We start from the raw sequence: 22,573 nt of genomic DNA, 5'->3' as shown, positions 1-22,573 counted from the left end.
GGGGTTTTTGCGTGCTCGGTGCGGCCGAGTTGGCGGCTTCCTCGATCCGCAGCCCGGAGTCTGACTCAATCTGCACAACAGATGCGACATGTTGCCGCTTATAGGCGATCTCATGGCCTACTATTGATCTCCATCAATATGAAGTTCGAGCCTTCTGTTTAACGGCAAACTTTGAACGCATCCGGTTACATAATCTTTCCAAGATGTCCGGCAAGTCGTCTGGACGCGATTTTCTGGAGAGATACCCATGCGTGATTTGTCCCACTCCCTGCCTCGATGGATGGCCGCCTTGGCGCTCGCCGCATCCCCGGCGTTTGCTTGGGCGCAAACCGCCCCCACGCCCGAGCAGATGCAGGCCACCCGCGCCGTCACCGGCGAACTGCTCAAGACCCTGAGCGGCAAGCTGCAGGCCAGCATGAAAGAAAACGGCCCGGCGGGTTCGATCACGGTGTGCAAGACCATCGCCCCGGAAATCGCCCTGGGCTTGGCCGACAGGACCGGCTGGAAGATCACCCGCGTGGGCACCCGGGTGCGCAATGTCGACCTGGGCACGCCCAACGTCTGGCAGCGCAAGGCGCTGGCCCATTTGAACGCCGACCTGAAATCGGGCGCCAAGCCGCAAACCCTGGAGTGGAGCGAAGTGGTCACCGAGAACGGCAAGCCCACGCTGCATTACGCCAAGGCCATCGTGCTGCAGCCGCAGTGCATCGCCTGCCACGGCACTGCTGCGCAACTCGCGCCGGGCGTAGCCGACAAGCTCAGAACCGAATATCCGCACGATGCGGCCACCGGCTACGCGCCGGGGCAGTTGCGCGGCGCGGTGGTCGTCAGCCGGCCGCTCTGATCTTCGCGCAGCCGACGACCCTCACCACGGCGCCTACCAGCGCAGGTAGGCGTTCTTGTTGCCGGTCTGTAGGGTGATTCTGCGTTGTTGCTGCTTGTGCGTGCCGACGAGGGTGTAGCGGCCCGCAGGCGCCTTGACATAGCACAAGGGGCCACTGGCTGTGAAACTGGCGACGGTCTTGCCCTGTTTTTCGATGCGGATCGGCACATCGGCCAGATAGGCGCCGCGCGGACCCTCGACCATCCAGAACCCCAGGTTGAACTGCGGCGACATTTTCTTGAGTGCGTTCATCGCGTCTTCTCCCACGCCGCCGCAGACGTAGGAAATATCGCCGACGTGGTGGACCTCTGCGGCCCGACTCAGGGCAGGACTGAGCAGGCAGGCCGCCAATGCGCCGACCAGAGCGCCCCGGCGCAGGGCTCGATGCGGAACAGGCATGATGATTCCTTTCAAGATTCGCAGAAATGCGCCTTGAAATAGACCTTGGTTGACAAGCCGGGTTCGCTTTCGGCTGCCGATCTTCAGCCTCGTTTCATTTTCCGCGATACAAAAAGCCCCGCCGGGGCGGGGCTTGCCAGCGTGCTGCACGCCGTCAGGCGGCTGCAGGTTTGGGTGGCGTTGTCCTCGGTTGATGCAGATTGGGCAGAAACACCGCCAGCAGGCCGATGAGCGGCAGGAAGGAGCAGATTTTGTACACCGCGTCGATGCCCCACAGATCGGCCAACTGCCCCAGCACCGCCGCGCCGACGCCGCCCAGACCGAAGGCCAGGCCGAAGAACAGCCCGGCCACGGTGCCGACCTTGCCGGGAATGAGCTCCTGCGCGTAGACCACCATCGACGGGAAGGCCGAGGCCAGCATGAAGCCGATGATGGCGCTGAGCACGGCCGACATTTCCAGGCTGGCGTAGGGCAACATCAGGGTGAAGGGCGCCACGCCGAGGATGGACACCCAGATCACCGCCTTGCGGCCGACCCGGTCGCCGATGGGGCCGCCCAGCAGGGTTCCCGCCGCGACCGAGGCGAGGAAGACGAACAGGTGATACTGCCCGACTTCCGTGCTGACGTGGAATTTGTGCATCAGGTAGAAGATGAGATAGCTGTTGATGCTCGCCAGATAGAAGAACTTGGAGAAGATCAGCGCCAGCAGCACCGCCAGCGTGCGGCGCACCAGATGCGGCGGCACCGGTGCATGCTTGACGGTCGCGGCCTTCTTCGGCAGGCGATGCTGGTGGCTGTACCAGCGGCCCACGCCGATGAGCACGATGATGGCCAGCAGGGCAGCCAGAGAAAACCACGCGACACTCTTCTGCCCATGCGGCAGCACGATCCACGCGGCCAGCAGCGGCCCGGTGGCCGTGCCCGCATTGCCGCCGACCTGGAAGATGGATTGCGCCAGCCCGTGGCGCCCGCCCGAAGCCATGCGCGCCACGCGCGACGACTCCGGGTGGAAGATCGACGAGCCTGTACCCACCATGGCCGCGGCCAGCAGCAGGATGGGGAAGCTCGGCGCCACCGACAGCGTCAGCAGCCCGGCCAGGGTGCAGCCCATGCCCACGGCCAGCGAGTAGGGCTTGGGATGCTTGTCGGTGTAATGGCCCACCAGCGGCTGCAGCAAAGACGCAGTGAACTGATAGGTGAGGGTGATCAGGCCGATCTGAGCGAAATTGAGGTGGAAATCGGTCTTGAACAATGGATAGATCGCCAGGATCAACGACTGGATCATGTCGTTGAGAAAGTGCGAAAAACTGATCGCGCCGAGGATGCGAAAGCGGGTCTGCTCCGCTGGGGCGCTGTCTGCGGGGGCGAGCGCAGCGGTGGTCGGTGTGGAACTCACGGTCTGGATTTTTGGAGGAGAGCGGAAAACGCAAGACGGGTTTCACTTGCGTGAACGCAAGAATAGTGCGGCGGGAAGATGTTTGCGCAGGCAGGGATTTTTTCGGCAACGGGTGCGCAAGACTTGATGCCGTCCTACCATTGCACACATGGCACAAAACGCAAGTACCTTGGTCGCCCTGCGTCCCCAGAGTCTGGGCGAGGAAATCGCCAACAGCATCAGCCACGGGCTCGGGCTGTTGCTGTCGGTGGCTGCGCTGCCCGTGCTCATCGTCCACGCGGTGGAGCATCAGCCTGTGGCCAGCGTGGTGGGGGCGAGCGTTTTCGGCGTCTCCGCCGTCCTGCTCTATCTGGCCTCCACGCTGTATCACGCCCTGCCGCAGCCGCGGCTCAAGGCGGTGTTGCAGCGCCTGGACCATGCGGCCATCTACCTGCTGATCGCGGGTACCTATACACCGTTCACCCTGGGCGTGCTGCGCGGGGGCTGGGGGTGGACGCTGTTCGGTCTGGTCTGGGGGCTGGCGGCGATGGGGCTGCTGCTCAAGGCGTTTGCCGGGGTGCGCTTTCCGCGCCTGTCCACCGCGCTGTATCTGGGCATGGGCTGGGTGGTGCTGATCGCCATCGAGCCTCTGGCCGAGCGCATTGCACCGATGGGTCTTTTCTGGCTGGTGGCGGGCGGCGTGTCCTACACCCTGGGCGTGGTGTTTTTCGTGTTCGACGCGCGCTGGCGCTACGCGCACTTCGTCTGGCATCTGTTCGTGCTCGCCGGAACCGTTTGTCATTTTTTCGCGGTACTCCATTACGCTGTCTGAAGCCGGACTGAGCGGAAAACGAACGACCGTTCTTTTTTGCGTCGGCCATGCTTAGAATGTCGACCAAAGCAGACAGACCGTGGAGACCGCGATGACCCCGCATCAACTCTTGGAAAAATTCGGCCCGCGCGAGGCCATGGATTACGACGTCGTCGTCGTCGGCGCCGGCCCGGGCGGCCTGGCCACGTCCATCCATCTCAAGCAACTGGCGCAGCAGGCCGGGCGCGAGATTTCGGTCTGCGTGCTGGAAAAAGGCTCGGAGCCGGGGGCGCACATTCTGTCCGGGGCCATCATCGACCCCGGCGCGCTCACCGAACTCTTCCCGGACTGGAAGGCGATGGGCGCGCCGCTGAATCAGCCGGTCACTGCGGATCAGTTTTTGTTTCTGAGTGCCCCCAGGGTCGGCTCGCCGACCCGCCCCCCGAGGGGGATGAGGCCCGCGGCTCCAGACTGCCCTGCGGCAGCCTGGACGGAGCCGAATCCGAGCGGCTTGCAAGCCGCGAGGTGGACAAGGAAACTTGGGGCGGCCCTGCGTTTTCTCATGAACGACGCCAACGCCAGGGCTACGCCCGCGGCATTCTTGCCCGACTGTTTCAAGAATCATGGCAATTACGTCATCAGCCTGGGCAATCTGGTGCGCTGGATGGCGCAGCAGGCTGAAGCGTTGGGGGTGGAGATTTTCCCCGGCTTCGCCGCGGCCGAGGTGCTGTATGACGAGCAGGGCCGGGTGCGCGGCGTGGCCACGGGCAACCAGGGCCTGGGCAAGGACGGCGAGCCGACCGATCACTTCGCGCTGGGCATGGAACTGCGGGCCAAGTACACCGTGTTCGCCGAGGGTTCGCGCGGGCAGTTGGGCCGCGAATTGATTGCCAAATACGCGCTCGACGCCGGGCGCGATCCGCAGAGCTACGGCATCGGCCTGAAGGAAATCTGGGAGGTCGCCGCCGACAAGCATCAGCCCGGGCTGGTGCTGCACACCGCCGGCTGGCCGCTAGACGCCAAGACCTATGGTGGTGGATTTCTCTACCACCTCGAAGACCGCAAGGTGGCGATCGGCTTCGTCGTCGGGCTGGACTACACCAACCCATGGATGAGCCCGTTCGAGGAGTTCCAGCGGCTCAAGACCCATCCGGCGATTCGCGGCCTGTTCGATGGCGCCAGGCGGCTGGGCTACGGCGCGCGCGCCATCACGGCGGGCGGGCTGTTGTCGCTGCCCAAGCTGGTGTTTCCCGGCGGCTGTCTGGTGGGGTGCGAGGCGGGGTTTCTCGACGCCTCGCGCATCAAGGGCAGTCATGCGGCGATCAAGACCGGCATGCTCGCGGCGCAGGCCATCGCCGATGCCCTGGCCGCCGGTCGGGCGCAGGACGAACTCGGCGCTTACCCCCAGGCGTTCGAGCAGTCGTGGCTGCACACCGAACTCAAGACCGCGCGCAATTTCAAGCAATGGTTCAAGAAGGGCCGACTGGTCGGCACGCTGATGACCGGCGTGGAGCGCTGGTTTCTGCCGCGCATCGGCATCCACTCGCCGCCGTGGACGGTGCATCACCATGTGCCCGATCACGCCACGCTCAAGCCCGCAGCGGATTGCCCGCGCATCGACTATCCCAAGCCCGACGGCGTGCTCACTTTCGACCGGCTGAGTTCGGTCTACCTGAGCAATACGAATCACGAGGAAAACCAGCCGCCGCATCTCACCCTCAAGGATGTGTCGGTGCCGGTGCAGATCAACCTCAAGACCTATGCCGGGCCGGAAGCACGCTACTGCCCGGCTGCGGTATACGAATTCGTCAAGGGCTCGGACGGCGGCGACCGGCTGCAGATCAACGCGCAGAACTGCGTGCACTGCAAGACCTGCGATATCAAGGACCCGACGCAGAACATCGTCTGGGTCGCGCCCGAAGGCGGCGGCGGGCCGAATTATGTCGGTATGTGAGGGCGTCCGACCGCTGTGGACGTCACACGCCATTCGGGGGTAGGCGTAAAGGTGTCAAAAGTGTGAACTAATGCTCAAGGTTATTGTGGCAGCGACACATATACACTCCGCAACAAATCAAAGGAGGAGCACCGAAGCCTGAGGCTGCGGCAGCTTTCGGCCCCACACTTCTTTCTGCTGCATGCCCGACTCGACGTCCCAGTTTTCGCCTGCTCCCGTGCCGACGCCGCCAGGCCGGTCACCCATGCATCGTCGGCTCAGGCGTGGCTATTGGGGACTGGTCGTGCTGACGATGGGCTTTGGCCTCTGGCTGGCGTGGATCAACTGGCAGCGCCAGGACGAAACGCTGCGCAGTTCCCTGAGAGTGGAAACCGCCTTTCTCGCGGATGCGACCACGGCCTACCTCCAGCGCTACGAGTCGATCATGTCGGCGCTGGCGGGTGATCTGCTGTTCCGCCCGGAGCTGCTGGGCAGACCCGAGCAGCTCACGCCCCTGCTGCAGCGCTATCGAGCCCTGCTGGGCCACGATCAGGCGTTGGCGATCAACCTGTCGCGACCCGACGGGCAGGTGTTCGCCACCACGATGACCGGGGTGCAGAACCTGCCCAACTTCCGCGCCATGCCCGATATCTGGCCCGGCATCGAGCAGGCGGCGCACATGCAAGGCCTGGAGGTGGGCAAGGCCGTCTACGGCCCCATGCTGCACCGCTGGGTGATTCCGCTGCGGCTGATGGCGAAGGACGCCCAAGGGCAGCCTGTGCTGCTGATCGCCGTGCCGGTCGAGCTCAACGATTTTCTCGATCGCTGGCGCCGCTCGGTGGCCGCGGCAGAGTACGCCATGCCCGGCATGTCGATTGCGCTGATGCGCGCCGACGGCTATCTGCTGGCGCGCTGGCCCGCACCCGAGGCGGACGACCTGCAGCGCTTCTACGGCTCCAAGCGTCAGGGCGAACTGGCCAGGGCTGCGCAGGCCAGGCCGCAGGCGCTGTCGGGCCAATTCGACGGCCGGGTCGATGCGGACGACCTGCCCCGTCTGGGCGCCTGGGTGCGGCTGCCGCGCTACGACGTGCTGGTGAACATGACCGTGCCGCGCGCCTTGCTCTGGCGCGATTTCTGGCGCGCGTACTGGCCCGCGCTGACCATATTGGCGCTGTGGCTGGCCCTGCTGACCCTGACCTATAGGCTGGTGCTGCGGCTGACCGAGCGCGAGAGCGCGCAACTGCGCGACCGCGCCGACATCATGTACCGCCTGGCCAATCAGGACAGCCTCACCGGACTGCTCAACCGCCGCGGCATGGGCGAATACCTGCAGCGCGCCCACGACAACGCGCAGCAGCACGGCATCGGCTACGCGCTGGTGCTGTTCGACCTCGATCACTTCAAGCTCATCAACGACGGTTTCGGCCATGCCGCGGGCGACGCCGTGCTGCAGCAGATCGCCCATCTGCTGCAGACCCGGGTGCGCAAGGAAGACCAGGTGGCGCGCTGGGGAGGAGAGGAGTTTCTGGTGCTGCTGCCCGATTCGTCCATCGAAACCGCGCACGCCGCGGCGGAAAAGCTGCGTGATCTGATCTCGCACACCCGCATGTCCGTGGGCGGCTCGGAATTGCGGCTGACGGCGAGTTTCGGCGTTTCGGCCTGGGAATCCGGCAGCCCGCTCGGCTCCGCCGAACTGCTGGGGCAGTGCGACGCCGCGCTCTACAACGCCAAGGCCGGCGGTCGCAACCGGGTCAAGCAGTTCGAGGGTCAATCGGCACAGGACTATCTGCGCGGCTTCACGCTCAAGCAGGCCATCGAGGACGACCGCATCCGCGTGGCCTATCAGTCGCTGGTGTCGCTGGCCGACGACCGGGTCATGGGCTATGAAGCGCTGGCGCGTCTGGTGCGCGAAGACGGCGAGGTGGTGCCCGCCGGGCAGTTCATCGACGTGGCCAACCGCCTGCGCCTGGAGCATCGCATCGATGCGCGCGTATCCAGGCAGGTGATGTCGCGCTGCTCGCTGCGCATGGAGCCAAACGGCGAGCCGATGAAGTACATGATCAATTGCTCGGCCGACTTTCTCAGCCGCCCGGAGGATGTGCAGACCCTGCTCGAACGCGCCCGGCACTATTGCAACAACTGCGGGGTCGATCTGACCGGCAAGCCCAAGCCGATGGTGATCGAAATCACCGAACGCCAGCTCATCGGCGACGCCGAAGCGGTGCGGCTGCTGGTGCAGCCGCTGATCGACTTCGGCTTTCAATTGGCCGTGGACGATTTCGGCAGCGGCTATTCGTCCTATCTCTATGTGCTCAAGCTGCCGGTGAGCTATCTCAAGATCGAGGCCGAACTGGTGCGCGAAGCCGCGCACAGCGCACGCGCGCAGGCCATGGTGCGCTCGATCAACAACATGGCGCACGAGCTGGGCATGCTGACCATCGCCGAAGGCATCGAAGATGAAGCCACCGCCGAGGCCATGCGCCGCCTCGGGGTGGATTGGGGACAGGGATATTACTGGGGACGGCCGGAAATCGAGGCTTAGCCTGGCGTCGTGCAGCGAGTCGGTAAGTCAGTCGGTTACGGCGTACTTTGCAACGAAGGCGGCCAGATCGAGCGAGCGAAAATCGGGAAGCGCGGCGTTGAGCTGCTCGCGGCTCCAGTTCCACCAGGCGATGCGGCGCATGGCCAGTGCAAGCCCAGGGTCGCAGCGGTAGCGCAGCACCCGCGCCGGAACGCCCACGACGATGGCGTAGGGTGGCACGTCCTTGGTGACCACGGCGCCGCTGCCGATGGCGGCGCCATCGCCGATGCGCACACCGGGCATCACGGTCGCGCCGTGTCCGATCCAGACATCGGCGCCGATGTGTACCGGGTGTTGTTTGCGCCAGTCGAAAAACGCGGCGTCGTCTGCGGCGTCGAAGCCATGCGAGGCGCTGCGATAGGTGAAGTGATGCTGCGCCGCGCGCCAGGTGGGGTGGTTGCCCGGATTGATGCGCACCCCCGTGGCAATGTTGCAGAACCTGCCGATGTGCGCATGGGCGATCTGGTTGTCTCCCATCGCATAGCTGTAGTCGCCCAGCGTGCTGTCGATCATGCTGCTGCGCGGGCCGAGGTAGGTGTAGTCGCCAAAATCGCAGCCGCGCACCCAGGACGTGGGGTCGATCTCGGGCGCCTGGCTCAGCCGCCGACCGGCTGACCAGGGATCGGCGGGGGTGCCGCAGTCGATGCGTTGCATGGTGTTCAGAAATAGCGTTTGCGGATTTGCGCAGAAATCAGATCGATCACGCTGACCGTGACGATGATGATGAGCAGCACCGCTGCGGTCTGGCTGTACTGGAAGGCGCGGACAATTTCCCACAGGATCACGCCGATGCCGCCCGCGCCGACCATGCCAACGACGGAAGCCGAGCGCACATTGGCCTCGAAGCGGTACAGGGTGTAGGAAATCCACAGCGGCAGCACTTGCGGGATGACCCCGTAGATCACTTCATGCAGCGCCGAAGCGCCGGTGGAGCGGATGCCTTCGATGGGCTGCGGATCGACGGCCTCGACCGCCTCGGAGAACAGCTTGGACAGCGTGCCGGTGGTGTGCACCCACAAGGCCAGCACCCCGGCGAACGGCCCCAGGCCGACGGCCACGACGAACAGCATGGCAAACACCATTTCATTGATGGCGCGAAACGCATCCATCAGACGCCGCACTGGCTGATACACCCAGGCGGGCACGATATTCGATGCCGACAGCAAGCCCAGCGGAACCGAGCACAGCACGGCCAGCGCAGTCCCCCAAACGGCGATCTGGAGGGTGACGATCATCTCCTGCACATAGATGCGCCAATCGGTGAAATCGGGCGGAAAAAAACCTTCGGCGAACTGGACCATATTGCCCGAATCGCGCAGCAGATCGAGCGGGCGGATGTCGGCGCCCTGCCAGGAGGCGGCGAGGATGGCGAGGATCAGGCCCCAGCCGATCAGATTGCCCCAGCGCTGCAGACCGCGCGGGGCGAGGTCGGCGGGCAGCGAAGCGGCATGAGAGGGTTCGGTCATGGCGGCAAAAGCGGGTATGGTGAAAAGGAAAAGCCGGGCGGACGATGGGCCGACCGCCCGGCTGGGCGGACAACGGCTTATTTCTTCAGCGCGGCGAGCTGTTCATCGATCTTGGCGATCTGCGATTTTTTCTCTTCGGCGCTCAACTGGGCGTTGGCCTCGATCTTGGTGCGCTTGGTGAACAGGCTGATTTCACGAATCGGCACGAGCTGGGCGTTGGTCGAGGGCTTGAAGCCCGCCAGACCCAGACGCTTGAGCGCGGCCTTCTGCTCAGGCGTTTTGCCGTAGTTGTAGAAAAAATCGGCGATCTTGGTCTTCTCGGCCTGCGGCAGATCCTTGCGATACACCAGCGGGTCGGAAGGAATCAGCGGCGACTTCCAGATCACCTTGATCTTGTCGAACTCGGCGGGATGGACCAGCTTGAGGCGGTCCAGGCTTTCGGTGTTGTTGGTCGCCACATCCACCTGCCCGTTGGCCACGGCCATGGCGTTGGACTCATGGTTGGCGCTGCGCGTGACCTTGAAAAAGGTCTTCGGGTCGATGTGGTTCTTGGCGAAGACGTAGTAAGTGGGAACGAGGAAGCCCGAAGTCGAGTTGGGATCGCCGATGCTGAAGCTCAGCGACTTGCCCTCCTTGAGCATGTCGTCGAGGGTGTTGATCGGGCTCTTCTTGTTGACGATGAGCAGCGAGTAATAGCCTGCGGAGCCATCGGCGGCGATGGTCTGGGCGAAGATTTCGCCATCGGCGCGGTCGACTGCTTCCATCGCCGACTTGTTGCCGAACCAGGCCACCTGCACCTTGTTGAAGCGCATGCCTTCGATCACCCCGGCGTAGTCGGGGGCGAAGAAGGGCTTGACTTCATAGCCGGTCTGCCTGGCCATTTCCGCCAGCACCGGCTCCCAATCCTTCTTCAGGTTGGTGCTCGATTCGGTGGAAATGATGCCGAAGTTGAGGGTGGTGGCCTGTGCTGCGGTGGTCAAGCCGAAAGCGCAAACAGCGGAGATGAGGACTTTTTTTAGCATGATGAAACTCCCTGGGGTTGAAAAACAAATGAGCGGCCGGCTCAGGCGGCCTGCGCCATGGCCAGCTCTGGGGTGGCCGAATCCCGGCGTTGTGCGTCTTCGCCGATTTCCAGCCCGGAAAACTCGTCGGTCTGCGTGCCGTAGAGCGCGCGCAGCAGTTCGGGAGTCAGCGCGGCCGAGGGGCCGTCGTACACCACGCGGCCGGCGCTGAGGGCGATGGTGCGCGGGCAATAGCGCAGCGCCATTTCGACCTGATGCAGCGAGACCAGCACGGTGACGCCGTCTTCGCGGTTGATGCGGGTGAGGATTTCCATCACGCGGCGTGAGGATTCCGGGTCGAGCGAGGCGATGGGCTCGTCCGCGAGAACGACTCGCGCCTGCTGCACCAGGGTGCGGGCGATGGCGGCGCGCTGCTGCTGGCCGCCCGACAGGGTGGAGGCGCGCTGATGCGCCTGCTGCGCGATGCCCACGCGAGCCAGTGCCTGGATGGCGTGCGCGCGCTCCTCGCGGGTGAACCAGCCGGTCAGGCTGCGCAGCCAGTGGGTGCGGTGCAACTGCCCGACCAGTACATTGGTGAGCACCGGCAGGCGCCCGACCAGGTTGAACTGCTGAAACACCATGCCCACCCCGGCGCGCACGCGGCGCACGTCGCGGGCGATGCGTCCGCGGCTTTGCACCGTGTTGCCGTTGATGTGGATTTCCGAGGCGGAATTCCTGTCGGCCGCGATCAGGCCGGCCAGATGACGCATCAGGGTGGACTTGCCCGATCCCGAGGCGCCGATGAGGGCGACCATTTCGCCCTGGTCGATCTGCAGATCGATGTCGCACAGGGCGTGGCGGCCGTTGGCGAAATGCTTGTTCAACCGGGTGACGCGGATGGCGTGAGGGGCGGAGGCGGGGATGGAGACAGACATGGCGGCGGACATGGCGGAGAAAATTTGTCTATACAAGTCGGCAGTCTGAAGCCCTTGTATGACGCGGGTTTGACGCTTTTTGGAATTTTTTGTTACACCTGCGGCAAATCGTCGCGCAGCCGCCTTGCGCTTCAGAGCACGCGCCGCCCTTCGCGCCACACCGCACGCACTACCGGGTGCACCGAGCCGTCGTGCAGTGTGATGGGATGAACCTGCACCAGGTCGGCGCGCAAGCCCGGCGCGATTTGGCCGCGGTCGTTCAGGTTCAGTGCAGTGGCGGGCTGATGCGTCACCATGCCCACGGCCTGCGGCAGGGCGATGCCCTGCTGCCGGTGCAGCGTGAACACGGCGCTGAGCAGGCTGCCGGGGACGTAATCCGACGACAGGATGTCGAGCAGCCCCAGTCGCGCGAGTTCGGCCGCCGCGACATTGCCCGAATGCGAGCCGCCGCGCACCACATTGGGCCCGCCCATCACGGTGGACAGGCCCATGTCGCGCGCCGCCTGCGCGGCAGCGACGGTGGTGGGAAATTCGGAAATGCGCACCCCTTCGTCGCAGGCCTGCGCGACGTGGTCGGGGGTGGTGTCGTCGTGGCTCGCCAGGGTGATGCCGTGGGCCTTGGCATAGTCGACGAAGTAGGCGCGGTGCGGCCGGGCGTAGCGGTCTTGCAGTTCGGAGGCCTGCGCTACCTTGGCCTGGAACTTGGTTTCGCTCCAGCCCTTCTTGCCGGTGTAGTAGATGCGGGCGTGGTCGATGTTTTCCCATTGCCGCTGACCGGGGGTGTGATCCATCAGCGAGATCAGCTTGAGCAGCGGGTGATTGTGAAACGGGGTGAACAGGCCGATGGTGTTGGGCGCGGGCAGTTCGCAGCGCACATGCAGCAGATGGTCGGCGCGCAGCACGCCGCGCGCGCGGCAATCGCTCAGGCAGGACAGCAGCGGGTTCCAGTCCTGGCCGCGCAGGCTGTCGGTGTCGGCCTCGCCCACGCCGATGGCGTCGAGCACGGTGGTGATGCCCGCTGCGGCGATTTCGGCATCGTGCGCCAGCAGCGCCGGCAGCAGCGCCCAGTGCACGCCGGGGCGCGGCATGAGATGGCGCTCCAGGTTGTCGGTATGCAGTTCGATGAGGCCGGCAATGAGCAGATCGCCGCCCAGATCGATGGCCTGCGGCGACGCGGCCGGTTCGGTGTCGATGCCGCGGATCAGGCCGTCCTCGGCGTAGAGGCTGCCCAGAGCGATGTCGTCGCGGGTGACGAGGTGGGCATTGGTCAGCAGCAGGCGGTTCATGCGGCGCTCCGGAAGGCTTGCATGGCCATGCGGCGAGTCGCCACGGCGGCGGCCACGGCGGGGTCGTGGAACACGCCGACGATGGCCGCGCCGCGCGCGCGCGCCTCGGCGACGAGCTCGATCACGGTCTGGGTGTTGGCGGCGTCGAGCGAGGCGGTGGGTTCGTCGAGCAGCAGCAGGGCGCGCGGCTTGATCAGGCTGCGCGCGATGTTGACGCGCTGCTGCTCGCCGCCGGAAAACGTCGCCGGGGGCAGGGCCCAGAGCGGTTCGGGAATGCGCAGGCGCTTGAGCCAGCGCCCGGCTTGCTCGCGCGCGGACTGCACGGCGGCTTCGTCGGGCACCCTGCCTTCGAGAAGAGACTCGGCCACCACATCGAGGGCAGACACGCGCGGAATGACGCGCAGGAACTGGCTGACATAGCCGATGGTCTGGTGGCGCAGCGCGAGCAGTTCGCGCGGCGACGCCTGGGCGAGGTCGATGGCCTCAGGCGTGCCGGGATGCAGCCACACCCGGCCTCCATGCGCGCGGTAATTGCCGTAAATGAGCTTGAGCAGGGTGCTCTTGCCCATGCCCGAAGGTCCATCGAGCACCACGCATTCGCCGGGATAAACCTGCAGATCGACGTGCTGGAGCACGTCGATCACGGCGCCGTGTTGTTGATGCAGCACGAAGCGTTTGCTCAGGCCTTCGATGTGCAGAATGGGCAGGGTCATGGCGTCAGGACGGAGGAGACGAGAAGTTGGGTGTAGGCGTGTTCGGGGTCGTCGAGCACCTGGTCGGTCAGGCCGGATTCGACGACCTGCCCGCGCCGCATGACCAGCGTTCGGTGCGCCAGCAGCCGCGCCACGGCGAGGTCGTGCGTGACCAGAATGGCCGCGAGCCCGAGCTGACGGGTGAGGTGGCGCAGCAGGTCGAGCAGCCGCGCCTGCACCGAGACGTCCAGCCCGGACGTGGGCTCGTCGAGGAACATCAGCCGGGGCAGGGTGATGAGGTTGCGCGCGATCTGCAGCCGCTGCTGCATGCCGCCGGAGAAGGTGTCGGGCGTGTCGTCGATGCGCGTCGGATCGATTTCCACCCGCTCCAGCCACAGCAGCGCCTGACGCCGCAGCTCGGCATAGTTGCGCTGGCCCAGCGCCATGAGCCGCTCGGCCACGTTGGCGCCGGCCGAGACGTTCATGCGCAGGCCGTCGGCGGCGCGCTGGTGCACGAAGCCCAGATCGGTGCGCGCCAGCGCGCGGCGCTCGCCTTCGGGCAGGGCGTAAAGATCGCTTAAACCCTGTTCGCGGCGGTTGAACAGCACGCGCCCGGCATCGGGCGGCGCATGGCCTGCCAGGGCGTGCAGCAGGGTGCTTTTGCCCGAGCCGGATTCGCCGACGATGGCCAGCACCTCGCCGGGCCAGAGATCGAAAGACACGTCATCGACCGCGCGCAGGGCGCCGAAGCGGCGCTGCAGATGCTGCACCCGCAGCAGCGGACCTGTCGTGCCGGGGATTTGCGTTTCAGCGCGGGACATGGCGTGTCTCCTCTGCTTGGCTCTGCTGCGCGGCCTGGCGACTGGCGCAATAGTGCGTGTCGGAGCAGACGAACATCCGCCCGCCTTGGTCGTCGGTGATGATTTCGTCGAGATAGCTGTCGGTGGCGCCGCACAGCGCGCAGGGCTGCGACCAGCGCGGCACGGTGAAGGGATGGTCTTCGAACGCCAGGCTTTCGACCGAGGTGTATGGCGGCACGGCGTAGAGGCGCTTTTCGCGGCCCGCGCCGAACAGATGCAGCGCCGGGCTCCTGTGCAGTTTGGGGTTGTCGAACTTGGGGATGGGCGAAGGCGCCATCACAAAGCGGCCGTTCACCAGCACGGGATAGTCGTAAGTGGTGGCGATGTGGCCGTAGCGCGAGATGTCCTCGAACAGCTTGACGTGCATCAGTCCGTATTCGGCCAGGCCGTGCATCTTGCGGGTTTCGGCCTCGCGCGGCTCCAGGCGCTGCATCGGCTCGGGCACGGGCACCTGATAGACCATGATCTGCCCTTCTCGCAGCGGGGTTTCGGGAATGCGGTGGCGGGTCTGGATGAGGGTGGCCCGTGCCGTGTCGGTGGTGACCTCCACGCCCGCGGTGCGCTGGAAGAAGCGGCGAATGTTGACCGCATTCACCGTGTCGTCCGAGCCCTGGTCGATGACCTTGAGCACATCGTGCGCGCCGAGTACCGAGGCCGTGACCTGAATGCCGCCGGTGCCCCAGCCATAGGGCAGGGGCATTTCGCGCGAGCCGAAGGCCACCTGATAGCCGGGGATGCACACCGCCTTGAGCAGGGCGCGGCGGATCATGCGCTTGGTGCGTTCGTCGAGATAGGCGAAGTGGATCGGCGGGTCGTTTTCGACGGTCGTGGAATGCGTCATGGCGCGTCTTCCTCCGGGTTGGGCTGCGACTGTGCCGCGCGCATCCGGCGCACCAGATCGAGCTCGGACTGGAAATCGACGTAATGCGGCAGCTTGAGGTGTTGCACGAAGCCCGAGGCTTCGAGGTTGTCGCTGTGCGAGAGCACGAATTCCTCCCTCTGCGCGGGCGACTGCACGGCTTCGCCCAGCTCTTCGGCGCGCAGCGCGCGATCGACCAGGCTCATCGCCATGGCCTTGCGCTCGGCGTGACCGAAGGCCAGGCCATAGCCGCGGGTGAACTGCGGCGGCTCGGTCTTGCTGCCGGCGAACTGGTTGACCATCTGGCATTCGGTGACTTCGATCTCGCCGATGGACAGCGCAAAACCGAGTTCCTCGGGTTCGAGCACCACGTCGACCAGGCCATAGCGGATTTCGCCGACAAAGGGATGGCTGTGGCTGTAGCCGCGCTGGGTGGAATAGCCCATGCCCAGCAGAAAACCCTCGTCGCCGCGCGCCAGATTCTGCAGCCGCGTGGCGCGGTCGGCGGGGAAGCGCAATGGCTCGCGCGTGAGGTCGTGCGGCTCGGGGTCGCCTTCGGGGATGGGGTGGGTTTCCACCAGGCCTTCCTGGTCGAGCAGATCGACCACGCTGGCGACAGGCTCCTGCGGCGTGTCGTCTTGACCGCCAGGCGACGCTGCGGCCTGCGCCGGGCCGCTGGCGGCAGCGCCGTCTGTTCTGGCCAGATCGAAGTCGAGCAGGCGCTGGGTATAGTCGTAGGTCGGCCCCAGAATCTGGCCGCCGGGCAGGTCCTTGAAGGTGGCGGAGATGCGGCGCAACACCGTCATGTCCGCCGTGTCCAGCGGCAGGCTGTAGCCCAGTCGCGGCAGGGTGGTGCGGTGCGCACGCAGCAGAAAGATCGCCTCCACCACATCGCCCGCGGCCTGCTTGATGGCCAGCGCGGCCAGATCGGGGTCGTAGAGCGAGCCCTCGGTCATCACCCGGGCCACGGCCAGGCGCAGTTGCTGGCGGATTTGCGCCAGGCTGAGCTCGGGCACGGCTGGGTCGCCGCGGCGTTCTTCGGCCAGCAGTTTGTAGCTGTTGAGTATGGCGGTTTCACCGCCCTTGACGGCAACGTACATGGCTTTAGCTCTCGATGCGGGAGGTGCGCGGCAGACCGGCGATCTGCTCGCCAGCGCACAGCAGCAGGTCGATGCCGCGCGGAAAGCGGGCATGGTTCTCGGCCCATTGCGCGGCGAAGTCGGCGGGCAGGCCCTCAACCTGCAGCGTCTGCGTGTCGGCGATGCCGGGGCCGTGCAGCATCCAGCCGGAGGTGTGGGTGAAGGCTTCGACCTGCACCAGACAGGTCGCACCGAATTCCGGTTCGTACTCGCTGCCGCAGGCCAGGGTGGAAAGAGCGGGCAATTCGGCGCCGCTGGCGGCCCAGACGAACTGCGCCTGCGCGGCATCTTCCACGATCCGGCAGCCGGTGTGAAAGCGCAGATTGGCGATGACGGCCTCCTGCCGCAACACGGGCGCGAGCCACAGGGTGCAGTCCTGGTCGAGCAGGGCCAGCAGGATGTTGAGCGCCGCGGGCGCAGCCTGCGCGACGGGCAGGCGGGCGCTGCAGCGCACGGTCTGAATGCGACCGGGGCGGGCGAAGGCGTCGAGCACGGCGCGAAACACCGCCTGACTGTCGTGCACCGGGTCGGCCAGGCCGGGGGCGAGGGCGGTCATGTCGGAGAAATGACCGGGATTCATGCGGCCGGGGTTCATGCTTCGCCCTCCTCGCTGTCGGCGCTCCGGCCTTCGCGCGCCAGGGTGAAAAACTCCACCTTGGTCGTCTGCGCGCGGGCGATGCGGGCAAGGCGGGCTTCGATCAGGCTGGCTTCGATGTGGTCGAGCAGATCGGCAGGCACCCTGGACTGGCAGGCCGGGTCTTGCAGCAGGGCGTCGGCGGTGGCGGCGAGTTCGGCGTGGCGTTGATTGCGACCCAGCACATACGCCACCCCCACGGACTCGCAGGCGACGACGGCGGGGTCGGGGCGCAGCGCGCAGCGTGTGACCGAGGCCTCGCCCAGATTGAAGCGCGCACCCGTGCCGCCAGCGCGGGCGCGCAGCATCACCAGCCCGGTTTCCGGTGCGCGCAGCCATTGTGGCTGCGCGCCGCACAGCGGCGCCAGCGCGGGCTCCAGCAGATCGAGCGGCGCGCGGGCGAGCAGCGCCATCCAGCGCTGGCGCGCAGCAGTCGCCGGGGAAGAAGACATGCCATGAAAGTGCAACATCCGTGTGCTAGCCTCAAAGTTGTCTAGACAAATTGATGTGGTGAAGCGTAATCGCCCTGCATGACTTTCTTGTGACAATTCCCTTCATGCCTACCGTAGACAAAGATCCGCCGCAGATCGAACGCGAAAGCCTGTGGTCTTCCATTGCCGAGCGGCTCACACAGGACATCGCCCGAGGCGAGCATCCGCCCGGCACGCGGCTGCCGACCGAACACAGTCTGGCGCAGCGCTTCGGCGCCAACCGGCATACGGTGCGTCGCGCCCTGTCCAGCCTGGCCGCGCAGGGCCTGGTGCGCATGGTGCAGGGCAGCGGCACCTATGTGGAAGACTTTGCCGTGGATATGGCGCTCGGGCGGCGCACGCGCCACAGCGAGAACATGCGGGCCGCCGGCATGCAGGGAGAACTGCAGGTGGTGAGATGGCTGCATCTGCGCGCCAACGCCGAAATCACGCGCGCGCTGCAGTTGCCGCCGCGCAGCCGCGTGCTGCAGATCGACGTGCTCGGCCTGGCCGACGATCGCCCCGTGCATTTCAGCCAGCGCTGGTTTCCGCTGCCGCGCTTTACGGGACTGGCCGAAGGGGTGGCGCAGACCGGCTCGATCACCCAGGCTTTTGCCATGCGCGGCGTGGCCGACTACCAGCGGCGCGAGAGCCGCATCACCGCCATCCTGCCCGATGCGCTGGTCGCACAGTTTCTGCGCCAGCCCGCGCAGCGGCCGGTGCTGCAGGTGCAAAGTGTCAACGTCGATCTGCAGGGCGTGCCCATCGAATACGCGAGGGCCTGGTTCGCCGGCGACCGCGTCACCCTCAAGGTGTCTCACGATGAATGAGGGCCTGTCAACGCCATTTCTGCACCCGCGTTGCCCCCAGACGGGGAGGGATGCAAGGCGGAGGCCACAGGCAAGGCTGGACGCCTTGCCTGTGGCCGACAACGCTGCAGGCGCCCCGTCTGGGGGCAACCCTTCGGGCCGGGGGTCTGGGCGGCGCACTGCCACGTTGCAGTCCGCTTGTGGTGGAGACCACCACGGCGCGGCCTGCGCCTCGCATTGCCTCCGCCCAGACCCCCGGCGCGGGTGCAGAAATGGCGTTGACAGGCCCGAAGCGGCACGCTACGCGGTGTATTTCACCCCCCTTCCGGGTTCCGTATGGGCGCAGGCCGGCGCGCGCTGGCTGGGGCGGGGGTACGACGGCGGCTCTGCACAGATGCCGGATTTGCTGCAAGGATTCAGCGGTTCAGCCTTTGCGGCCATCACCCGCGCGCCGCGCCGCTATGGCTGGCATGCCACCCTCAAGGCGCCTTTTCGTCTGGCGGCGGGCCGCACCGAGGCCGAGCTCCTCGACGCCTTGCTGTCGCTGGCGGCGCAGATTTCGCGGTTCGACCTGCCCGCGCTGGCGGTGCAGCGCATGGGGAATTTTCTGGCGCTGGTTCCGCAACAGCCCAGCGCCGAGCTGCAGGCGCTGGCCCAGCGCTGCGTCGTCGAACTGCATGACTTCGCCGCCCCGCTGGACGAAGCCGACATCGCCGCGCGCGTCAAACAAGGGCGGCTCGATGAAGAGCAGCAGGCCCTGCTGCGTCGCTGGGGTTATCCGCATGTGATGCACCGCTTTCGCTTCCACATGACCCTGACCGGAGACCTCGGCGATCTGAGCGCTGCACAGCAGACCGAAGTCGAAGCGATGGCGCATGCGCAGTTCGACGACCTGCCGCAGCCGCTGACCCTCGACGCCCTCTCCCTGCTGCTCGAACCGGACAAGGGGGCGGATTTTCGCCTCATCGCACGGGCGCCGCTGCGATGAGTGCGGGGCGCCTGATCTATGTCATCGGACCTTCCGGCGCCGGCAAGGACAGCGTGCTCGCCTGGCTGATGCAGCACGCCGAGCCGCAGGACAGGCTGCATCTGGCGCGCCGCAGCATTTCCCGCCCCGGGCATGAGGCGAGCGAAGCGCACGAGGCGCTCACCCCGCAGCAATTCGCCGCGCTGCGCGATGCAGGCGCGTTCGCCATGCACTGGTCGGCCAACGGCCTCGATTACGGCGTGCGCCACGCCGAACTGGCGCCCTTGCGGGAAGGCGGCACGGTGCTGGTCAACGGCTCGCGCGGCTGGCTGGAACAGGCGCGCAGGCGGTTTCCCGAGTTGATCGTGGCGCAGATCGTGGCTTCTGCCGAAGTGCTCGCCCAGCGCCTGCAAGAACGCGGACGCGAAACGCCCGAGGCCATCGCCGCGCGGCTGCAACGCGCGCGCCAGCTCGCGCTCGCGCCGCATGAAGTGGACATCAGCGTGGTGAACGACACCACGCTCGACGCAGCCGGAGCCGAATTGCTGCGCCGCATCGGGCGGCTTGGCTGACGTTTACATCTGCGACAAGAGCGCCTGGGACAGAAACCCCACGACCCGCGGCATTTCCTGCAGAAAGGCATCCATCGAATCATGCCCGCCGGGGCCGATGTGCAGTTGCACGGGGGCGTTCGTTGCGGCTGCGGCCAGAAGACGGCGGGCGTCTTCCACCGGCACCACGGTGTCGTGTTCGCCGTGCATCAGCAGCACGGGGCAGCGCAGTTGCGGCAGGGTGTGGATCGGGGCGATGGCGTCGAAGCGATAGCCGATGGTGCGCTGCACATAGTCGAGGATGTAGGGGCCGATGGCGGCATCGGGCAGGGCTTGTTCGACCATCCAGCGCCGCATCATGTCGGCGGGATGGGCGAAGGCGGCCAGGCTGACGACGGCGGCGATCTGCGGCCGCCAGGTGGCCGCCAGCAGCACCGCGCCCGCGCCGACCGAGTGGCCGAGCAGGGCGATGCGCTGCGGGTCGATGCCGGGTTGGGCGGCCAGCCAGTCCGCCGCATGCACCGTGTCTTCGGCGAAGCGCGGCAATGAGGTGAAGGGCTCGTCATCGCTGGCGCCGTGGCAGCGGGTGTCGATGAACAGCAGCGCCAGCCCTGCGGCATGCAGCGCCGGGGCCAGCGGCAGCATGAGATCGGCATTGCCGCCCCAGCCGTGCACGATGACCAGGGCGGGCGAGGGCCGCGGCGCGGTCTGGGGTGAGCTCGGCGGCGCGGGCAGATGCCAGGCGTGCAGCGTCTTGCCGCGGGCGGTGGGGATGCGCACCGTGGCATGTTCCAGGCCGAAGTCCGTCGGACTGCGCGTGTGCGCCACGCGCGGCGCGCGCAGGCTGCGCCGCAAGCCCCAGTCGAACAAGGGACGCAGCGGTGGCGTGATCATCCACGGCAGCACCGTGGGCAGCAGAGCGGAGACTATTTTTGCGCGCGGCATGGACAGAGAGGGTGTGAACAAATCCGCCATGACCGCTCATCGCGCCCAAAGCGTCCCCCTGCAGCGCTGCAAATGCGCGCCGTGCCTACGGGCACGGCTGTGCTTTGCGCCTTGATGGGAACCCTTTGGGCGCGCTGCTCGGCCACGCCGGATTCATTCACACCCTCAGCAGTGTAGGGGCGACGGCTCACCCGCGCGGCATGGGTTCAAATAGCGTTTTGATTCTCGACACGACCCCATGCAATTCGTTCTGCGACAAGCCGATCCTCGCGCCCAGCACCGGCTGCAAGAGGCCGGCACGCACCCTTTGCTGGCGCAGTTGTTCGCCGCACGCGGGGTGAAAGAGGCGGACGAGCTGGAGCTGGCCTTGCCGCATCTGCTGCCGCCCAGTCAGCTCAAGGGCGCGGAAGACGCCGCGCGCACGCTGGCCGATGCGATTGCGCGCGGCGAGCGGCTGCTCATCGTCGCCGATTACGACTGCGATGGCGCCACGGCCTGCGCCGTGGGGCTGCGCGGCCTGCGGGCGATGGGCGCGAAAGTCTCCTACCTCGTGCCCAATCGCTTCACCACCGGCTACGGCCTGTCGCCCGCGGTGGTGGAACTGGCCTTGCAGCACGAAGGCGGCAAGCCCGACTGGATCATCACCGTGGACAACGGCATCGCCAGCGTGGAAGGCGTGGCACGGGCGCGCGAGCACGGCATCCGCGTGATCGTCACCGATCATCATCTGCCGGGCGACACCCTGCCCGAGGCCGAGGTCATCGTCAACCCGAATCAGCCGGGTTGCGACTTTCCGAGCAAATCCATCGCCGGCGTGGGGGTGATGTTCTATGTGTTGCTGGCGCTGCGCTCCGAACTGCGCCAACGCGGCGCGTTCGACGCCGAGCGCCAGCCGCGGCTGGACGCCCTGCTCGACCTCGTGGCGCTGGGCACCGTGGCCGACGTGGTGCGGCTCGATGCCAACAACCGGCTGCTGGTGGCGCAGGGTCTCAAGCGCATCCGCGCGGGCCGCGTCCAGCCCGGCATCGCGGCGCTGCTGCAGGTGGCCGGGCGCGAGGCGGCGCGGGTGAACAGCGCCGATCTGGGCTTCGCGCTGGGGCCGCGCATCAACGCCGCGGGGCGGCTGGCCGACATGACCGTGGGCATCGAATGCCTCGCCACCGACGATCCGGCGCGCGCGCTGGAGCTCGCGCAATTGCTCGACACCCTCAATCGCGAGCGGCGCGGCATCGAAGACGGCATCAAGGCCGAGGCGTTGGCCATGCTGGAGGAACTGGATCTCGGCGCGGGGCAGGGCGCAGACGGCGGCGCGCCGGCCATCAGCCTGTTCGCGCCCAACTGGCACGAAGGCGTGATCGGCATCGTCGCCGGGCGCATCAAAGACCGCGAGCATCGTCCGACCTTCGTCTTCGCCCCGGCCGAAGACGGCACGCTGCGCGGCTCGGGGCGGTCGATCGCCGGGTTTCACCTGCGCGACGCGCTCGATCTCGTCTCCAAGCGCGAGCCCGGTCTGCTGCTGCGCTTCGGCGGCCATGCGATGGCGGCGGGCTGCTCGCTGGTTGACGAGGGCTTCGAGCGCTTTCGCGCCGCGTTTGCCCGGGTGGCCGCCGAATGGCTGACCCCGGCGCAGTTGCAGCGCCGCATCGAGGTCGACGGGCCGCTGCCCGCGCAATGGCTGCTGCCCGAGATGGCAGCCCTGCTCGGCGCGCAGGTGTGGGGGCAGGGCTTTGCCGCGCCCCTGTTCAGCGCCCGCGTGCAGGTGCGCCAGCAGCGTCTGCTGGGCGAACGCCATCTGAAGGCCAAGGTGCGTCTGCTCGACAGCGAGGGCGTGCCCGGCAATGCGCTGTTCGATCTGCTGGCCTGGGGCCGCACCGATTTTCTGCCCGACGAGGCGCGCATCGCCTACCGGCTGGAGAGCAACACCTGGCAGGGCCTCACCCAGGTGCAACTCGTGCTCGAAGCCATCGAAGGGTAGTT

22 protein-coding genes are annotated in these 22,573 nt (G+C 66.6%); 8 read left to right on the top strand and 14 right to left on the bottom strand.

The window, feature by feature from the left end; all coding sequences use genetic code 11:
• Positions 1-247: 247 nt before the first annotated feature.
• A complete protein-coding gene (locus RBR52_RS05740) occupies positions 248-844 on the top strand; it encodes a DUF3365 domain-containing protein (protein ID WP_320376239.1) in 597 nt (198 codons plus the stop codon).
• 33 nt (positions 845-877) lie between these two features.
• Here RBR52_RS05740 and RBR52_RS05735 read toward each other — a convergent pair whose 3' ends face one another.
• On the bottom strand, positions 878-1,282 hold the full coding sequence (locus RBR52_RS05735; RefSeq protein ID WP_320376238.1) for a hypothetical protein: 405 nt from the start codon (positions 1,280-1,282) through the stop codon (positions 878-880).
• A gap of 154 nt (positions 1,283-1,436) precedes the next feature.
• Positions 1,437-2,678 carry an MFS transporter gene (locus tag RBR52_RS05730; RefSeq protein ID WP_413818294.1) on the bottom strand — a complete coding sequence of 414 codons (1,242 nt, stop codon included), beginning with the start codon at positions 2,676-2,678 and terminating at the stop codon, positions 1,437-1,439.
• A 148-nt stretch (positions 2,679-2,826) separates the two neighbouring features.
• Between RBR52_RS05730 and trhA the strand changes: the two genes are divergently transcribed.
• The 3 genes from trhA to RBR52_RS05715 all read left to right on the top strand — a co-directional run bounded on the left by trhA (position 2,827) and on the right by RBR52_RS05715 (position 7,943).
• Positions 2,827-3,489: a PAQR family membrane homeostasis protein TrhA gene (gene trhA, locus RBR52_RS05725; protein WP_320376237.1), complete on the top strand. Its 663-nt coding sequence runs from the start codon at positions 2,827-2,829 to the stop codon at positions 3,487-3,489.
• 91 nt (positions 3,490-3,580) lie between these two features.
• Positions 3,581-5,422 (top strand): electron transfer flavoprotein-ubiquinone oxidoreductase, encoded by a 1,842-nt coding sequence (locus tag RBR52_RS05720; protein ID WP_320376236.1) that lies wholly within the window; start codon positions 3,581-3,583, stop codon positions 5,420-5,422.
• A gap of 244 nt (positions 5,423-5,666) precedes the next feature.
• Positions 5,667-7,943: a putative bifunctional diguanylate cyclase/phosphodiesterase gene (locus RBR52_RS05715; RefSeq protein ID WP_320376235.1), complete on the top strand. Its 2,277-nt coding sequence runs from the start codon at positions 5,667-5,669 to the stop codon at positions 7,941-7,943.
• Between the two features lie 27 nt (positions 7,944-7,970).
• On the opposite strand, the gene RBR52_RS05710 is transcribed toward RBR52_RS05715, so the two are convergent.
• The 11 genes from RBR52_RS05710 to phnG form a co-directional block, all read right to left on the bottom strand.
• Complete coding sequence (locus RBR52_RS05710) at positions 7,971-8,636, bottom strand: DapH/DapD/GlmU-related protein (RefSeq protein WP_320376234.1); 666 nt, start codon at positions 8,634-8,636, stop codon at positions 7,971-7,973.
• 5 nt (positions 8,637-8,641) lie between these two features.
• The gene (phnE, locus tag RBR52_RS05705; RefSeq protein WP_320376233.1) at positions 8,642-9,448 is read right to left on the bottom strand and encodes a phosphonate ABC transporter, permease protein PhnE; all 807 of its coding nucleotides are present in this window, start codon (positions 9,446-9,448) and stop codon (positions 8,642-8,644) included.
• Between the two features lie 77 nt (positions 9,449-9,525).
• The gene (phnD, locus tag RBR52_RS05700; RefSeq protein WP_320376232.1) at positions 9,526-10,470 is read right to left on the bottom strand and encodes a phosphonate ABC transporter substrate-binding protein; all 945 of its coding nucleotides are present in this window, start codon (positions 10,468-10,470) and stop codon (positions 9,526-9,528) included.
• 41 nt (positions 10,471-10,511) lie between these two features.
• Complete coding sequence (gene phnC / locus RBR52_RS05695) at positions 10,512-11,384, bottom strand: phosphonate ABC transporter ATP-binding protein (protein WP_320376231.1); 873 nt, start codon at positions 11,382-11,384, stop codon at positions 10,512-10,514.
• Between the two features lie 131 nt (positions 11,385-11,515).
• The gene (locus RBR52_RS05690) at positions 11,516-12,670 is read right to left on the bottom strand and encodes an alpha-D-ribose 1-methylphosphonate 5-triphosphate diphosphatase (RefSeq protein WP_320376230.1); all 1,155 of its coding nucleotides are present in this window, start codon (positions 12,668-12,670) and stop codon (positions 11,516-11,518) included.
• Positions 12,667-13,383 carry a phosphonate C-P lyase system protein PhnL gene (gene phnL, locus RBR52_RS05685; RefSeq protein ID WP_320376229.1) on the bottom strand — a complete coding sequence of 239 codons (717 nt, stop codon included), beginning with the start codon at positions 13,381-13,383 and terminating at the stop codon, positions 12,667-12,669. The genes RBR52_RS05690 and phnL overlap by 4 nt, the downstream gene beginning before the upstream one ends.
• Positions 13,380-14,183 (bottom strand): phosphonate C-P lyase system protein PhnK, encoded by an 804-nt coding sequence (gene phnK / locus RBR52_RS05680; RefSeq protein ID WP_320376228.1) that lies wholly within the window; start codon positions 14,181-14,183, stop codon positions 13,380-13,382. The genes phnL and phnK overlap by 4 nt, the downstream gene beginning before the upstream one ends.
• Positions 14,170-15,063, bottom strand: coding sequence for an alpha-D-ribose 1-methylphosphonate 5-phosphate C-P-lyase PhnJ (locus RBR52_RS05675; protein ID WP_320376227.1), 894 nt, complete (start codon positions 15,061-15,063; stop codon positions 14,170-14,172). Before RBR52_RS05675 ends, phnK begins: the two co-directional genes overlap by 14 nt.
• On the bottom strand, positions 15,060-16,181 hold the full coding sequence (locus RBR52_RS05670; protein WP_320376226.1) for a carbon-phosphorus lyase complex subunit PhnI: 1,122 nt from the start codon (positions 16,179-16,181) through the stop codon (positions 15,060-15,062). Before RBR52_RS05670 ends, RBR52_RS05675 begins: the two co-directional genes overlap by 4 nt.
• A 4-nt stretch (positions 16,182-16,185) precedes the next feature.
• On the bottom strand, positions 16,186-16,815 hold the full coding sequence (phnH, locus tag RBR52_RS05665; RefSeq protein ID WP_320376225.1) for a phosphonate C-P lyase system protein PhnH: 630 nt from the start codon (positions 16,813-16,815) through the stop codon (positions 16,186-16,188).
• The gene (phnG, locus tag RBR52_RS05660; RefSeq protein ID WP_320376224.1) at positions 16,812-17,306 is read right to left on the bottom strand and encodes a phosphonate C-P lyase system protein PhnG; all 495 of its coding nucleotides are present in this window, start codon (positions 17,304-17,306) and stop codon (positions 16,812-16,814) included. Before phnG ends, phnH begins: the two co-directional genes overlap by 4 nt.
• 104 nt (positions 17,307-17,410) lie before the next feature.
• On the opposite strand from phnG, the gene phnF reads away from it, so the two are divergent.
• The 3 genes from phnF (at position 17,411) to phnN (ending at position 19,672) form a co-directional block, all read left to right on the top strand.
• Positions 17,411-18,154, top strand: a complete 744-nt coding sequence (phnF, locus tag RBR52_RS05655) for a phosphonate metabolism transcriptional regulator PhnF (RefSeq protein WP_320376223.1) — start codon at positions 17,411-17,413, stop codon at positions 18,152-18,154.
• A 286-nt stretch (positions 18,155-18,440) separates the two neighbouring features.
• Positions 18,441-19,121, top strand: a complete 681-nt coding sequence (locus RBR52_RS05650; protein WP_320376222.1) for a DUF1045 domain-containing protein — start codon at positions 18,441-18,443, stop codon at positions 19,119-19,121.
• Positions 19,118-19,672, top strand: a complete 555-nt coding sequence (phnN, locus tag RBR52_RS05645) for a phosphonate metabolism protein/1,5-bisphosphokinase (PRPP-forming) PhnN (protein ID WP_320376221.1) — start codon at positions 19,118-19,120, stop codon at positions 19,670-19,672. Before RBR52_RS05650 ends, phnN begins: the two co-directional genes overlap by 4 nt.
• Before the next feature lie 3 nt (positions 19,673-19,675).
• Here the strand turns inward: phnN and RBR52_RS05640 are convergent, their stop codons facing one another.
• Positions 19,676-20,626 (bottom strand): alpha/beta hydrolase, encoded by a 951-nt coding sequence (locus RBR52_RS05640; protein WP_320376220.1) that lies wholly within the window; start codon positions 20,624-20,626, stop codon positions 19,676-19,678.
• A gap of 208 nt (positions 20,627-20,834) precedes the next feature.
• On the opposite strand from RBR52_RS05640, the gene recJ reads away from it, so the two are divergent.
• Positions 20,835-22,571, top strand: coding sequence for a single-stranded-DNA-specific exonuclease RecJ (gene recJ / locus RBR52_RS05635; RefSeq protein ID WP_320376219.1), 1,737 nt, complete (start codon positions 20,835-20,837; stop codon positions 22,569-22,571).
• Positions 22,572-22,573: the final 2 nt, after the last annotated feature.

The organism is Thiomonas sp. (assembly GCF_034007205.1).
Taxonomy (GTDB): domain Bacteria; phylum Pseudomonadota; class Gammaproteobacteria; order Burkholderiales; family Burkholderiaceae_C; genus Thiomonas.
The sequence above is the reverse complement of the archived record's forward strand: the minus strand, read 5'-3'. Positions and strand labels throughout refer to the sequence as shown.

Bases quoted from the DNA above. Each gene is read 5' to 3' on its own strand.
- RBR52_RS05710 (WP_320376234.1), bottom strand. From the start codon at position 8,636: ATGCAACGCATCGACTGCGGCACCCCCGCCGATCCCTGGTCAGCCGGT.
- phnE (WP_320376233.1), bottom strand. From the start codon at position 9,448: ATGACCGAACCCTCTCATGCCGCTTCGCTGCCCGCCGACCTCGCCCCG.
- RBR52_RS05675 (WP_320376227.1), bottom strand. From the start codon at position 15,063: ATGACGCATTCCACGACCGTCGAAAACGACCCGCCGATCCACTTCGCC.
- RBR52_RS05670 (WP_320376226.1), bottom strand. From the start codon at position 16,181: ATGTACGTTGCCGTCAAGGGCGGTGAAACCGCCATACTCAACAGCTAC.
- RBR52_RS05640 (WP_320376220.1), bottom strand. From the start codon at position 20,626: ATGGCGGATTTGTTCACACCCTCTCTGTCCATGCCGCGCGCAAAAATA.
- trhA (WP_320376237.1), top strand. From the start codon at position 2,827: ATGGCACAAAACGCAAGTACCTTGGTCGCCCTGCGTCCCCAGAGTCTG.
- recJ (WP_320376219.1), top strand. From the start codon at position 20,835: ATGCAATTCGTTCTGCGACAAGCCGATCCTCGCGCCCAGCACCGGCTG.
- phnL (WP_320376229.1), bottom strand. From the start codon at position 13,383: ATGACCCTGCCCATTCTGCACATCGAAGGCCTGAGCAAACGCTTCGTG.
- phnN (WP_320376221.1), top strand. From the start codon at position 19,118: ATGAGTGCGGGGCGCCTGATCTATGTCATCGGACCTTCCGGCGCCGGC.
- phnG (WP_320376224.1), bottom strand. From the start codon at position 17,306: ATGTCTTCTTCCCCGGCGACTGCTGCGCGCCAGCGCTGGATGGCGCTG.
- phnC (WP_320376231.1), bottom strand. From the start codon at position 11,384: ATGTCTGTCTCCATCCCCGCCTCCGCCCCTCACGCCATCCGCGTCACC.
- RBR52_RS05735 (WP_320376238.1), bottom strand. From the start codon at position 1,282: ATGCCTGTTCCGCATCGAGCCCTGCGCCGGGGCGCTCTGGTCGGCGCA.
- phnF (WP_320376223.1), top strand. From the start codon at position 17,411: ATGCCTACCGTAGACAAAGATCCGCCGCAGATCGAACGCGAAAGCCTG.
- RBR52_RS05715 (WP_320376235.1), top strand. From the start codon at position 5,667: ATGCATCGTCGGCTCAGGCGTGGCTATTGGGGACTGGTCGTGCTGACG.
- RBR52_RS05740 (WP_320376239.1), top strand. From the start codon at position 248: ATGCGTGATTTGTCCCACTCCCTGCCTCGATGGATGGCCGCCTTGGCG.
- phnD (WP_320376232.1), bottom strand. From the start codon at position 10,470: ATGCTAAAAAAAGTCCTCATCTCCGCTGTTTGCGCTTTCGGCTTGACC.
- phnH (WP_320376225.1), bottom strand. From the start codon at position 16,815: ATGAACCCCGGCCGCATGAATCCCGGTCATTTCTCCGACATGACCGCC.
- RBR52_RS05690 (WP_320376230.1), bottom strand. From the start codon at position 12,670: ATGAACCGCCTGCTGCTGACCAATGCCCACCTCGTCACCCGCGACGAC.
- RBR52_RS05720 (WP_320376236.1), top strand. From the start codon at position 3,581: ATGACCCCGCATCAACTCTTGGAAAAATTCGGCCCGCGCGAGGCCATG.
- phnK (WP_320376228.1), bottom strand. From the start codon at position 14,183: ATGTCCCGCGCTGAAACGCAAATCCCCGGCACGACAGGTCCGCTGCTG.